General features: G+C 53.7%; 12 protein-coding genes. All 12 read right to left on the reverse strand.

Going from position 1 to position 13,534, the window contains the following annotated elements:
- Positions 1 to 175 precede the first annotated feature (175 nt).
- Positions 176 to 1,561, reverse strand: coding sequence for an aldehyde dehydrogenase (locus KNP77_RS05490; protein WP_070328896.1), 1,386 nt, complete (start codon positions 1,559 to 1,561; stop codon positions 176 to 178).
- A gap of 105 nt (positions 1,562 to 1,666) precedes the next feature.
- The gene (locus tag KNP77_RS05495; RefSeq protein WP_070328895.1) at positions 1,667 to 2,833 is read right to left on the reverse strand and encodes an MFS transporter; all 1,167 of its coding nucleotides are present in this window, start codon (positions 2,831 to 2,833) and stop codon (positions 1,667 to 1,669) included.
- A gap of 142 nt (positions 2,834 to 2,975) precedes the next feature.
- A complete protein-coding gene (gene deoD / locus KNP77_RS05500) occupies positions 2,976 to 3,689 on the reverse strand; it encodes a purine-nucleoside phosphorylase (RefSeq protein ID WP_214889118.1) in 714 nt (237 codons plus the stop codon).
- A gap of 15 nt (positions 3,690 to 3,704) precedes the next feature.
- Positions 3,705 to 4,412, reverse strand: a complete 708-nt coding sequence (locus tag KNP77_RS05505) for a response regulator transcription factor (RefSeq protein WP_070328894.1) — start codon at positions 4,410 to 4,412, stop codon at positions 3,705 to 3,707.
- The gene (locus tag KNP77_RS05510) at positions 4,409 to 6,160 is read right to left on the reverse strand and encodes a sensor histidine kinase (RefSeq protein WP_070328893.1); all 1,752 of its coding nucleotides are present in this window, start codon (positions 6,158 to 6,160) and stop codon (positions 4,409 to 4,411) included. Before KNP77_RS05510 ends, KNP77_RS05505 begins: the two co-directional genes overlap by 4 nt.
- A gap of 102 nt (positions 6,161 to 6,262) precedes the next feature.
- Entirely contained in the window at positions 6,263 to 7,471 is a 1,209-nt protein-coding gene (locus KNP77_RS05515; protein ID WP_070328892.1) for a M48 family metallopeptidase, read from the reverse strand.
- A gap of 95 nt (positions 7,472 to 7,566) precedes the next feature.
- The gene (locus tag KNP77_RS05520; RefSeq protein WP_070328891.1) at positions 7,567 to 8,655 is read right to left on the reverse strand and encodes a PQQ-dependent sugar dehydrogenase; all 1,089 of its coding nucleotides are present in this window, start codon (positions 8,653 to 8,655) and stop codon (positions 7,567 to 7,569) included.
- 35 nt (positions 8,656 to 8,690) lie between these two features.
- Entirely contained in the window at positions 8,691 to 10,151 is a 1,461-nt protein-coding gene (locus tag KNP77_RS05525; protein WP_131505091.1) for an MDR family MFS transporter, read from the reverse strand.
- Between the two features lie 63 nt (positions 10,152 to 10,214).
- A complete protein-coding gene (locus KNP77_RS05530) occupies positions 10,215 to 10,934 on the reverse strand; it encodes an ABC transporter ATP-binding protein (protein ID WP_070328889.1) in 720 nt (239 codons plus the stop codon).
- Positions 10,921 to 11,721, reverse strand: a complete 801-nt coding sequence (locus KNP77_RS05535; protein ID WP_070328888.1) for an ABC-2 transporter permease — start codon at positions 11,719 to 11,721, stop codon at positions 10,921 to 10,923. The genes KNP77_RS05530 and KNP77_RS05535 overlap by 14 nt, the downstream gene beginning before the upstream one ends.
- A gap of 3 nt (positions 11,722 to 11,724) precedes the next feature.
- Positions 11,725 to 12,291 carry a nitrous oxide reductase accessory protein NosL gene (locus tag KNP77_RS05540; protein WP_070328887.1) on the reverse strand — a complete coding sequence of 189 codons (567 nt, stop codon included), beginning with the start codon at positions 12,289 to 12,291 and terminating at the stop codon, positions 11,725 to 11,727.
- Positions 12,278 to 13,468 (reverse strand): right-handed parallel beta-helix repeat-containing protein, encoded by a 1,191-nt coding sequence (locus KNP77_RS05545; protein WP_131443902.1) that lies wholly within the window; start codon positions 13,466 to 13,468, stop codon positions 12,278 to 12,280. Before KNP77_RS05545 ends, KNP77_RS05540 begins: the two co-directional genes overlap by 14 nt.
- Between the last annotated feature and the right edge of the window lie 66 nt (positions 13,469 to 13,534).

Below are 13,534 nucleotides of genomic sequence, written 5' to 3' on the forward strand. Positions count from 1 at the left end.
TCCCTCCACAATTCATTCGTGCCTGGAATGTCTCGTACGTTTCATTTATGGCTTTATTATACAGTAGCGTGAGCACCCTGATCACAAAAGTATGTGACATTTCAAACAATCTTCTATTTTTCAATTCGTTCTCATAAAAAAAAGACTGTAGAAAGTCTACAGTCTCAGATCAGTCTCAGCGATAGACGAGACGGATCAGCTTCTCCGCACCTTTAAAGTTTGGATAACGAATCGGCACATCAAATTTTGTCGTGTTGCGTAATATTGATTTGGCATGGCTGAACGCCTCAAAGCTATAGCGTCCGTGATAAGCCCCCATCCCACTCTCCCCGACACCGCCAAATGGCAAGTTCGGGTTTGTCAAATGCATGAGGACATCGTTGACACAACCGCCGCCGAATGTCAGATGCTTGAGCACCGTCTGTTCGACAGCTTTCGTTTCCGTGAACAGATAGAGCGCGAGCGGATGCGGACGGTCGGACACAAACTCGATCGCCTCATCGAGTTGACGATACGTCAGCACCGGCAAAATCGGTCCGAAAATCTCGTCTTTCATGACAGCAGCCCCATCATGAATATCCGTCATGACGGTCGGGGCGATTTTCAAACTTTCCCGCTCCGTCGCTCCCCCGAAGAAGACGTCCCCTTGACTCAAATAACTCGTCAACCGATCAAAATGAGACTCGCTGACGATCCGGGTGAACCGTTCTGTCCCGATTCCGTTCCCAAACATCAGGAACGCTTCCCGCTTGATTGCTTCAAGAAACGCATCACGTTTCGACTCGTGGACGAGCACGTAGTCCGGGGCGACACACGTCTGCCCGGCGTTCATCCATTTCCCCCACGCAATCCGTTTCGCCGCAATGTTAATATTGGCATCTTCATGGACGATGGCCGGTGACTTCCCACCTAGTTCGAGCGTGACCGGCGTCAATTGCTTGGCCGCAGCCTCCATGACGATTTTTCCGACTTGGGTCGAACCGGTAAAGAAGATATGATCCCATTTTTGCGCGAGCAAAGCTTGAGCGACGTCTTTATCCCCTTCGACGCTGACGACGTAACGATCGGTGAACGCCCGTTCGAGCACTTTCGTCATTACTTGGGCCACGTTCGGCGTCAATTCCGACGGTTTCACGACAGCCGTGTTCCCGGCCGCGATTGCTCCGATGAGCGGTGCGATTGCCAATTGGAATGGATAATTCCAAGGCGCGATAATGAGAACGGTGCCGTACGGTTCATACATGACTTCACTTTTTGTCCCGAGGTGGATCGCTGCGCCGCGAACCCGTTTCGGGCGCATCCAACGCTTCAACTCTCGATTCGTCCGACTGATCTCGTCGTAAATAAAGCCGATCTCCGTCGTGAACGCATCGAGCTCTGATTTATTTAAATCTGTTTTTAACGCTTCGATAATCTCTGCTTCGTGATGTTTGATTGATTCTTTCAAAAACGTCAACATACTGAGACGGAATGCGAGCGATTTGGTCGCTTGCGTCTTAAAGAAACGACGTTGCTTACTGATGAGCTCTTCGATCGTCAACTGTTCGATTGGTGCGAGCATAAATCTGCCTCCCTTTGAGTGATAACGCTGTCTTTATCTTATCACTATCCAATCAGACCCGACCATTTTGAACGTTCAGCCGTTGCTGCTTGATACGTGCCCATCTCACCCGGTCTTGTTTGAAACGACACGTTTCCTTGTCTGCTCGATCACAATCAAAAGCAGGCCCGCTAGCAGCAAAACAATCCCGGTCAGCGTGAATTTCTGCGTTAACGAGACGGACAGCCACCCTAAGAGAGCCGAACCCACGACCGTACCGAGAGAGAAAAACGCATAGAAGTAGCCGTATGATTTGCCTCGATTGGCACTGTTCGTCGCTTTGATCAACATCGTGTTGATGGCCGGGAACAAAATAGCGAAGCCGACGCCATAACAGCCGAGCACGAGATAGAGCAGATTTGCGCTACCCGACAAACCGATCAGAATTTGACTAACCCCAAGGATGCCGATCCCGAGCGCAGCCAAGCGCGCCGGCTCGAACCGGTCGAAGATACGGTTCGTCGGCAAGACGAACACGAGGACGGCAGCAACGCCAAACGTGCTGAGCAACGTCCCGCTGAGCCGTGAGTCGTAACCGAGCGCTTGCACGTAAAGCGGTAATAAATAAGCGAGCGCTCCTTGCGAGAACATTAATAAAAACGCCCCGACATACGCTTTGACGACGTCACGCTCTAGCGTTTTCGAGCCAACCACTTCGCGCCGGTCCTCATGTTTAACAGCGAATCGCAACCGCTTTAACACGACGAGGGCAAGCAAAGCCACAAGCACGCCATACGCCGCCACGTACGTAAATACGACCGGGACCGATGTGCGGCTGGCCATGATGCCGCTGAACGCTGGTCCTAGAATCGCCGCCAACCCGACGAAGCTCCCGGTGAGCGCCACTTTTTTCCCTTGTCGATTGGCCGCGGTCAAGTTCGCGGATAGCGTAAACGCAGCCGGTACAATCAAGCCGGCCACGAATCCGTGAACGACACGCACCACCAATAACATCGAAGCATCATCGACAAGGCGATACATGAGCAGACTCGCACTTGATAACACTAAACCGACGAGTAAGATTCGGAACGGACCGAACTTGTCCGTCCAAACGCCAGACAAAATGTTCCCGAACGTGTTCGACAATGAATAGATGGCAATGACGACACCGGCGATGAACGGCGTCGCACCGACTGAGGTCGCGAACGTGCTCATGACGGGAAGTTGGGCAAACAGATCAAAAAACGCAAAAAAGACGATACTATAAATCACAAAAGCGGATGGTTTATTCACGGAATTCTCTCCTTAGCTCAGCACCTCCACGGACACTGAGTTTTCAGCTTCAGTCTAGCTTGCCGGTTCCGCTTTGTATAGACACGTTGGCACACTGACACAAAAAGTCCCTACAAACGTTGCGTCTGTAGGGACTTATGATTTAGTTCGTCACTTCGACTGCTGTGTCGAGGGCGACACGAATCATCTCGTCGAACGTCGATTGACGTTCTTCTGATGTCGTCTCTTCACCCGTTAACAAGTGGTCAGAGATCGTGAGGATCGTCAAGGCGTTGACTTTATGTTTCGCCGCGAGCGTGTAAAGGCCGGCTGCTTCCATCTCGATTGCGAGGCAACCGAAGTCCGCCCACTTTTTGAAGTGGTGGAAGTCATCTTGGTAGAACTGGTCGGCCGTGAAGATTTGACCGACTTTGACCGGGATGCCCGCTTTCTCCGCGTTCATATACGCACGATGTAGGAGGTCGAACGTCGCTGTCGGTGCGTAGTCCATGCCGTCGAACCGGACACGGTTTTGTCCCATCTCACTCGATGCGCTCATCGCGATGACAACGTCACGCACTTTGACGTCTTCTTGAATCCCGCCGGCTGTACCGACACGAATCAAGTTTTTAGCACCGTACGACATGATCAATTCGTTGACGTAAATCGACATCGACGGCACACCCATACCTGTCCCTTGAACAGAGATGCGTTTGCCTTTATACGTACCTGTGAAACCGTACATGCCACGCACTTCGTTATACAGTTCGACATCCTCTAAGAACGTCTCGGCGATGTATTTCGCGCGCAACGGATCTCCTGGAAGTAATACCGTTTCTGCGACTTGTCCTTCTTTTGCCCCAATGTGTACACTCATGATAAAATTCCTCCTTTAAAGTTGTCGTTGGTAGTCTTCCCGATATTCGTTCGGGGTAACACCAACTTGTTTTTTAAAGACTTTTCGGAAGTATTTGTCGTCCGAAAAACCAACCGCTTGGGCGACTTCATAAATACGTTGTCTACTTGTTTCAAGGAGACGCTTGGCTTCGAGCATGCGGATCGACAGCAAGTACTCGGATAAGTTGACGCCATACTGCTGCTTAAAACGACGCGATATGTATTCGCGGCTCAAGTAAAAGCGCTCGCTCATCCCTTGCAAGCTGAGCTCTTCCGCATAATGACGCTCGATAAACGCACCGATTTGGAAGATTGGGTCTTCCTCGGCTGGACAGACGTCCGCGAGGGCACGTTCGAGCGTATCGTTCAACACGTCCGGATCAATCGGTTTCAGTAAGTAATCGAAGCTGCCGAGCTGAATCGCGCGCCGCATATACGAATACTCATCGTACCCGGTCAACACGATCAGCTTTACCGACTCCACCTCTTGATGCACCCATTCCATCAACTCAATCCCGTTGCAGCGCGGCATTTGAATATCCGATAAAACCAAGGCCGGGCGCTCTTTCGTGATAATCCGTTTCGCTTCTTCGCCGTCGCTCGCTTCGAACACTTTCGTGACGCCGAGACGTTCCCACTCCCCAAGCAATTTGACCGCTTCCCGTACCGGCGACTCATCGTCGACGATCAATACTTTCGTCATGACGCACCCGCCTCCTTCACGGCCGGGAAACGCATGACGATGCGGAATCCGCCGGTCTCTGGTGTAGCCAACATAAACTCAGCCTCCCGATTATAGTTTAACATGAGTCGATCGCGAATGTTCTTTAAACCGGTGCCTTCCGCACCATGAATCGGTCCTGTCGACCGTTCGATCCGTTGTTGCAGGGCGTTCAGCTCAAAGTCCGAGATCGCTCGCCCGCTGTTCTCACAACGGATGATGAGGTCGGCTCCCGTTTGACGGATGTTTAAGCAGAATCGATTGGCCGCCGTCGCCCCGTCCCGCTCAAACCCATGTTTGAAAAAGTTCTCCGCGAGCGGTTGGAGGATCATCTTCGGAACGATCAAGTCGAGCAACGCGTCCGGGACGTCGACCTCGACGTCGAACTGATCGGGGAAGCGGACCTGTTGGAGCCGAACGTACGAATTGAGATGCTCGACTTCGCGCTTGAGCGTCACCATCGACTCGTCCGGGTGCATCGTGTACCGCATCATCGAGGATAACTGTGTGATTAAGCGATAAACCGTTTTACCGTCCCCTTTTAGGGCGAGCGTCCCGATCGACTGCAGCGCATTGAATAAAAAATGCGGGTTCGTTTGTGCCTGCAGGGCGCGCAGTTCGTTCGTCCGATTTTCGAGTGCCAACCGATATTCGCGCTGAATCAAGTCATCGATCCGTTCGATCATCCGTTTGAACTGCCGACCAAGGACGCCGAACTCATCATTTCCCAGGGAATCGAACGAAACGGTCATGTCCCCTTGCTCGATTCGCCAAATGTTCGACGTGAGCGTTTTAATCGGCGTCGTCAAACGCATCGATGCGTATGTCGCCCCGATCAACGCTAAAACGAGCGAAACCATCCCGACGACGAAGATGATGAATGACGTCCGGGATGCCGGTTCAATCAACAACCGATCCGGAATCGATTTCCCGACATAAAACGTTTGATTTTCAAACTCGAACGATTTAATGATCCGATGATGTTTCCCGTCGACCGACATCGACTTCGCCGCCACAGTGTCCGGGATGTCCTCGTCCCCGAGCTTGGCAAACACTTGATTGTTCCCGCCAATAAACCAAAGGCTTTCCTCCGGATTGTTTTGCAACGACGCGAGTTGTCCGACAAACACGTCTTCCGGTATATCGATCGAGAGAATCGCGAGCGGTTTATCCGTCTCGATCTTGTCGAGCCGGAAATGGAGCGTCACGACCTCTTCTGCCGAGACTATCGGTCCAAAGTCATGGTACGGGACGAGCGGATGCGACGCCTCGAGCAAGACACGGCTCTCTTCATACTTCAGCAATTGTTGTTGAATCGCACTCGGTTGTTTTTTCGAACGTGGTGACACTTTCATTTTATAGGCGGCGAACGAGTCCATGTCTTCAAGCATGAGCAATTGAATCTGTGCGACATCCTCCCGTGATAAGTACATACCAAGGAGGGCCCGCCGAACTTCAAGCTCCGTCTGCTCGAGTGACAGCCCGGGACCGTATTCAAGAATGTCGAGGACGTCCCGATTGGCGTATAGGCTCGTCGGCAGGCGGCTCAAGTCAGAGATGTAGCGTTCGATCTGCAACGTCCCGCGCTCGAGTGACCAGTCCGTGAGCTCGAGACCGCGCTCTCGTTCCCGGTCTTTGACGTACCAAAATGATATGACGGTCGCTAAAATAACCGGAACGATGATCGTCAATGCGATCATCCCGGTCAATTTCGTACGGATGCTCCTCACCGACACCCCTCCTCTTGAAGATTATATCACGGGTCATGCAAGCGTTTGCAATCCCAACATAAAAAACTCGTCCCTCAGTTTCCCGAGAGACGAGCCAGCTGTTCATTCATAAGAACGTAGCAGTTCTATAATCCCAAATTCGTGGCTCCAATCTTTCGCCACATCGATCGGTGTCATACCATCGTCATTTTCTATGGTGACATCTGCCCCGCTTTCGAGCAAGAGCACTAATGAATCGTAGTCCATTCCATCGTTGTACAGCAAGTTATGGAGCGGCGTATCGCCATAACTGTCTTGCATATTGACATCTGCCCCATTCGCCAGCTCTTCTCGAATCGCATCGGCACCTGCATTGTCGTACGCCAATTCTTGGAGCGGTTCTTCCGTCATTTCACCAGCGAACCCTTCGCTGAACGGTGAAGCGGCGAGGCTCGTGAACCCGTCACTCATAACGAGCCACGCGATGATGGCCCCGTTGACGAGCACGGTGACGACAATCGTTCCGATGATTGAGGCTTTGACATAACCAGCCGTCTTGAACATCGGCACGTTCGCCTCACCGGCATGCGTGGCGATAGCGGCGATCCGTTTCGGCAATGTCGGATGCGTCGAGATCAGTTCGCTATATTTGGCGATGAACCCGTTCTCACGACTTGCTTCATATAAATAGTCAAACTCGTTCACTTCTTTGGCGAGCCTTCCACCGACGGCGAGGATAGTGAGCGCCCGTTTTGAAGCCGCTTCGTCTTGAATGTAATGCGCGGCCATCCGGTCGCACGTATATTCGCAAGCGCGTGAATACGCTGTCCCTAAAAATGGGACGATATTCCCGAGCAAGACGAGCCACTGTTTTTGGACATGATTGCGGCGGATGTGCGCGAGTTCATGCGCGATGACGAACTCGACTTCTTTCGTCTGACCGTTCCGAGACAGTTCCACGACGTCCGAATACAAGATGATCATATTCTTTTGGAAGAATCGGGTCGCGAACGCGTTCAAGACCCCGCCCGCCTGTAAAATATAGACGTCTGGCAACAAACGGATGCCCATCCCTTGTCCGACGCGCTGATACATCTCATGCAGGTCGGCGAATTGTCGCTCCGTCACTTTGACCCCGTTCGTCCGAATATAGCCGATTTGAATCCAGTGCGCGAACATCGACAGCGAGACGATTAGCCCGATGATCCACAGGAAGATACCGAGTGAGGCAATCGTCAAGACGATGCCGACAATGATCGTCAGGATGCTCATCGCGACGAGCAGTCCGAAATACAATTGTTCGTGCTTATGTACCAATTTTGAATGATCCATGTCATTAACTCCTTCATTTTCCAATTAACGTCTTTATTATACGTAATCTCACAAGTAATACAACAAAAAAATAGAAACTGACGAGATGTCAGTTTCTAACGTAATTCCAACATGAACAGTTGATCGTCTTCCGCTCCCGGATTTCCCCGGCCGTCCGTATTGTTCGTGATGTAATACAGACGGTCGTCTTCTAACCAGACGTCCCGGATGCGCCCTTGATCCTCGACGAGCGGAACGACTTCGCGCGTCTCACGGTCGATCGCGACCAAACGATTTCCACGCAACGTCGCCATATAGACGTACTGTTCGTCGGCAACGATGCCAGATGGCGCCCATGACGTTCCTCCGACCTCAAACCAAGGCGTCTCGAGACCGTCTTCCGTCTCATTGGCCTCGATGATCGGCCACCCGTAGTTGTTGCCTGGCTCGATGATGTTCACTTCGTCATGACCGGACGCCCCGTGTTCGCTCGCATAGAGCACGTCTTCGATGACGGTCAACCCTTGCGGATTCCGATGGCCGGACGAATAAATCCAATCGACCGGGTCCCCTTCGCCGGACAACGGCACGCGCAGGATTTTCCCGGCAATCGACGTCTCATCTTGAGCGAGGTCTGGGACGAGTGCGTCTCCGGTCGTGACCCAAATCACGTCACCGTCGAGTAATAAGCGTCCGCCGTTATGGAACTGCGCCCCGGGTATGTCTTCCAAGACGATGTCCGTCTCTTCAAATCGTTCTCCGTCCCACGTCAATTCGACGACCCTGTTCCGCACATCCCCAGGTGTCCCGTACGTATGATAGGCGTACAGCTGTCGCGACGTCGCAAAGTCATCCGCGAGAGCAAGACCGAGTAGTCCGCCTTCCCCGATTTCAAGCACATCTTCAGTCAGATCGACCGGTTGACGCGAGACGTTACCGTCAGCATCAATGACTGCAATCGTTCCCCCGCGCTCTGAAACAAGCCAACCGTCCTCGGTTCGTGCAATCGACCATGGGACGTCGAGCTGTCGTGCAATCGATTCGTTCGCCCCAACCGATAACGCGTCATCTTCGTTCGGCGCCCCTTCCGTCGATTCAGCCGGTTGTTCGATCGGGGTTTCCTCTTCTTGGACCGCATCGTCCGCCGAATCAGATGCACAACCGGCAACAAAGACGAGTGACAACATGAGTAACCATCGTTTCAACGTGACCGCCTCCTTTCCCCCATCATACCGCGCTTTTAGGCGTCGCGTGAAGGTTCGGGTGGGCGGGCCGGTAACCGAAGCGCGATGAGCAAAGCGATGAACGCCGCGAGCGCCGCTCCGACGAAGACACTGTTCAGTCCCGAGGCGATCAACTGCTCACCTTGCAGACGGACGCTCTCGTCAAGCGTGGCACTCGCCGCCCGGTTGAAGAACGATTCGAGCGAGACACCGCTCAACGTTTCGTCGTTCCGGAATCCGCTCAAGACGATAAAGTTGAACATCGCCCCGAACACCGCGACGCCGAGCGTCTGTCCGACCGTACTTAAAAATGAGTTCGCCGCTGTCGCTGTACCGCGCTGACGGTATGACACGACCGTCTGCAACACGACGATGAACATCGGTTGTGATAAACCGAATCCGACGCCGATGATGGCGACGGCGAGGTACACCCAGACGTCCGAACTCGATGGAGTCATCAGCGTCAAGATGACCGTCCCAATCAAGAGCAGGCCCATCCCGAAGACAGCCCGTCGTCGCGGTGATGCCGCTCCGAGCGTCCGTCCGCCGATAATCGACGTGAACGTCCATGCGACCGAGAGCGGCATGAGCATGAAGCCCGCCTCCGTCGCCGATTTACCAAGTACAGCCTGCGCCCAAATCGGGATGTAGGCTGACATCGAGACGAGCACCCAAGCAGCAAAGAAGACGGCCCCGTTGATGGACGCGATAATCGGCTGCTTCAACAGCTCGAGCGGCAGGAGTGGTGTCTTGGCCCGGCGCTCTGACATGAAGAAGCTGACGAGCAACACAAGACTGAATAGACCGCTGACGACGACCGGTAGCGTCAAGATGTTCGTTTCACTGAACGTGATCAAGGCGTACAAGAATGCGGTCGTCCCCCCAGCGAACAGGAGTGCTCCTTTTATATCGATCCGTTCGGTCGTCTCAGCGACCGTCTCTTTATAAAATGTGACGATCATGATGAACGATAAGAGCGCAAACGGAACGTTCAACAAGAACACGTAGCGCCAAGACAACGTCTCGACCAAAAATCCTCCGATGACCGGTCCGAGTACACCGGACACGCCCCACACCGCGCTTAAAATCCCTTGGATTTTGCCGCGCTCTTCATACTTATACAAGTCCCCGATAATCGTCATCGAGATCGGCAGGACCGCACCGGCACCAAGACCTTGCAGCGCCCGAAACACGATCAACTGCTCCATCGATGTCGCTAAACCGCATAAGAGCGAGGCAAGTGTGAACAGCCCGATCCCAAACAAGAGGACACGCTTTCGACCGAACAAGTCGGCGACTTTCCCGTAAATCGGTGTCGACACCGCGGTAAATAGTAAGAAGGCGGCAAATACCCAACTAACGAGCGCCGCGCCGTTCAACTCGCTCGCAATGACCGGCGTCGCGACCGAGACGACCGTCCCTTCGATCGCCGCCAAAAAAGTCGCAAGCAGTAGTGCGACCGTAACATTCTTTCTCATCTGTTCCATCTCCCCACAAAAATAGTGGCGCCGGAAGGCTCCGACCACCACTTCAACTGTCTATTATTTTGTGCGAGCGGCGTCTGTTTGACAAGCCTCAACTTCCGGTTCGAAAAAGAAGTTTTTAATTTCGGCGTAAGCGGCCTGTTCATCTTGAACGAGGACACGTCCGGCCAGCCGGCCGGCATCAAGCATCCAGACTTCGTCAGCAAGCCTCGCCGCCACATCGAGCTGGTGTGTCGAGAACACGATCGTCGTCCCGCGGTCGGCCTCTTCCCGCAACAGTCGGCCCAATACATGCATCCACGTCGGATCGAGACCGTTCGTCGGCTCATCTAGCAGTAAAATGTCAGGTTTCGTGACCAACGCTTGAGCGAGCAGGAGACGTTGCCGCATCCCTTTCGACAACATCCCGACCTGTTGCCGGGTCTTGGCGTCAAGCCCGACACGGTTCAATAGAGACGCATCCGGTTTGACTCCTTGAAGCAACGCGTAATACGCAAACGTCTCACCGACGGTCCACGACGGATCGAATGCGAAATCATCAGGCATATAACCAAACGATTGATTATACGATTTTCGACGGTCACGCGTCTCCCCGTTCAACGAGATATGACCGACACTCGGTGCGAGCGTACCGTTCATCATGTTCAGTAGCGTCGATTTCCCAGCCCCGTTGCTTCCGCATAAGGCGACGACCCGACCGTCGGCAATCGCTCCGTCAAGCGGATGGAGCGACCATACATCGCCATAGCGTTTACCGACCTGTTCAAGCTGAATCATGTCGTCCCTCCTGTCGAAGTAACCAAGCTGTCCCGAACCACAACACAAACACGACACTCAAGATCGCGATGCTGACGGTCAAACTACCGAGTGGGTCGCCGAGCCAGCCGATAAACGTTTCATAGACGGCCCCGAACAGGTCAGGTGCCGACAAGACCGAGCTCACCCAGACGCGCAGTAGCTCAAATCCGTTCAAAAACAGAAGCCCGACCATCGCACTCGCTTGCGACCCGTAAGGCAGCCAAGCAATCGTTGCCACGAGGAGCGTCGGCCAAAGTAAAACGAGGACGACCCAGACGATGAACGAGAGGAGCACGGCTCGAAGCCTTGTCCGTCCGACGACGCCGATGAACGTGCCGATTGCGGCACCGTACGCGGTGAGGCCGAACGCATACACCCATAGGACGAACCACGTCTCGAGCGGCATCGAAACAAGGAACGAGGCGAGCGCGAACGCAAGCGTGATGATGAGTCCTTGCGTCGCCAGGAATGCGCTGTAACGCATCCAGACCACGCGGCGCATCGACACCGTGAACGTCGAGACGAGTCGCATCCGCTTTGATTCACGCTCATTGCCCCACTGCAGTGCCGTCGTCAACATGACGAGGAGCGGTAACACGAGCCCGATCACCGTGACGAGTGTCGCGCTGACGTTCGTATACGCCGTCGCCACCGGGATTGCTTGGCCGAGACCACCCAGCAAGACGAGTGTCAGTACCCAAGCAAGCAAGAAGACGTAACTTTCTTTCTGACGCAGCGTACGGGACCATTCGATCCGCCATAACATCGCTTACTGCCCGTGACCGTCAGATGACTCATCCGAATCGTGCGCGTCACTCATGTCGCTCGCTTCGCCATCGTCGTCCGAATTCATTTTTTTATGACCGTTCATCTCGCCGCGTTCCCACGTGTGTTCTTTCAAGTCGTCTAAATCCATCACCATGCCGCCATTCTCTTCGGCATACGTCTCCGCGTCCGCGGCTTTTGCGAACGAGACGATGTTATAAGCCATCGGCGTTTTCGCTTCTTTATTATAGACAAACGTACCTTCATCTAAATCGACCCAGTCCATCGTATTGTAGTCTTTCACATACATCGCCGCGATGTCCTCTTCCGTTTGCTCAGGGTACCAGTCACGCATCAAACAACCGATATCGTCGAACGCATAGCCTTTCCCGTTGTCCATAATCGCTTCGGCAGCGAATTGTTTATCCATCACTTTCATCTTGCACACTTCACACTCGGTCTCGCCCCATTCGATATCGAACGGTTCCGCCGCAGCGCTCGAACACGCCCCAAGTGCGAGCGTCAAACTTGATGCGGCGAATAGTCCTGCCATTTTCTTATACGTAGTCATATCGTTTCCTCCCAAATATCCATAGTAAAACCATCATTCCGGTTAAAGCGACCGCTCCGAACGACCCGTTCCACTCGATGCGAAACGCGGACACAATTGGCCCTGCGTCCGTGAGTGTGACCTCGTCCGGGCTACGGAGCACACGTTCAAGCACGGTTAGCCCCGGGGCACCGTACAGCAACTCGAACGCTTCATATGAATCGGCCAATAAAAACAAGTACGGGTCGGCCCGAAACGGGATCTCACTGAACCCGTCGCGTGTCAAATCGAGCGTCTGTCCGCCCCAATCGTTTCCTTGAATCACATTGTCTGCCGACTCAAACGAGACGACCGGATACCGATTGCCGGTCAAGTCGTTCCCTGCCATCGTCATCCCGTTCGCCGACTTCAAGCGCAGTCCTACATCATTGCCGTTCACACCGTTGTCATGAATCGTCGTCCACTCCGATTTTTCCGCATAAATCCCGATCCGATTGCCGAAGATCGCGTTGGCACGCAACGTCGTCTCGACTGCTTCAAACAACATGATCCCGGTCGCCGTCGCGCCGACTTGGTCATGGATTTGTCCGTTCTCGATGACGACGCGCTCTGTCCCCATGATCATCGCACCTGCTCCGTTGCGCCGGAGGTTCGGCAAATTGATCGACACGTCTGTCGGAAACATGAGATGGACACCGTATCTAGCATCGGCAACGCTCGGTCGAATCAGCTGGTGACCCGACCCGTTCTCGATGTAGATCCCGTCACGGACTCGGTCGATGACCGCCCCTTTGATCAAAGCCGCTTCGCTGTTCAATAGCGAGATGCCCTCGTGTTGATTAGACCCCGAGATGACGGGACGGACGAGCCTTACCCCGTAGCTGTCTTCCACTACGATACCGGTCCCGGACGCTTCGACGGTCACATCGATCAGCTGATGGCCAAGCCCTGAGACTTGTATGGCAGCCACGTCCGTCTGCCGGCACTGTTCGACCAAAACATTCTCGAGCACCGCCCCGGTCCCTTCTAACCGAAACGCCGGTTCATTGCAGCTGACGAAGCGTTTCCCCGCACCGTCAAACGTCTCATTCGAACGGACCACGATCGGTTCGTCAAGCGTCACTAAATCGGACTCCGCGTGGACAGACGGGGCTGCGAACAACAAGCCGATGAGCAATCCAAGTTTTAGTTGTCTCATAACCCCTCCTCTTGATCAATCGCTTACAAAACATATTGTACGAAAACCTAGGGGGGTATGTGTGTG

It is taken from the genome of Exiguobacterium sp. s142 (assembly GCF_018618455.1).
GTDB classification, from domain to species: domain Bacteria; phylum Bacillota; class Bacilli; order Exiguobacteriales; family Exiguobacteriaceae; genus Exiguobacterium; species Exiguobacterium aurantiacum_A.

Coding starts and splice junctions, on each gene's coding strand:
- KNP77_RS05490 (WP_070328896.1), bottom strand. CDS start 1,561: ATGCTCGCACCAATCGAACAGTTGACGATCGAAGAGCTCATCAGTAAG.
- deoD (WP_214889118.1), bottom strand. CDS start 3,689: ATGAGTGTACACATTGGGGCAAAAGAAGGACAAGTCGCAGAAACGGTA.
- KNP77_RS05505 (WP_070328894.1), bottom strand. CDS start 4,412: ATGACGAAAGTATTGATCGTCGACGATGAGTCGCCGGTACGGGAAGCG.
- KNP77_RS05515 (WP_070328892.1), bottom strand. CDS start 7,471: ATGGATCATTCAAAATTGGTACATAAGCACGAACAATTGTATTTCGGA.
- KNP77_RS05525 (WP_131505091.1), bottom strand. CDS start 10,151: ATGAGAAAGAATGTTACGGTCGCACTACTGCTTGCGACTTTTTTGGCG.
- KNP77_RS05530 (WP_070328889.1), bottom strand. CDS start 10,934: ATGATTCAGCTTGAACAGGTCGGTAAACGCTATGGCGATGTATGGTCG.
- KNP77_RS05535 (WP_070328888.1), bottom strand. CDS start 11,721: ATGTTATGGCGGATCGAATGGTCCCGTACGCTGCGTCAGAAAGAAAGT.
- KNP77_RS05540 (WP_070328887.1), bottom strand. CDS start 12,291: ATGACTACGTATAAGAAAATGGCAGGACTATTCGCCGCATCAAGTTTG.
- KNP77_RS05545 (WP_131443902.1), bottom strand. CDS start 13,468: ATGAGACAACTAAAACTTGGATTGCTCATCGGCTTGTTGTTCGCAGCC.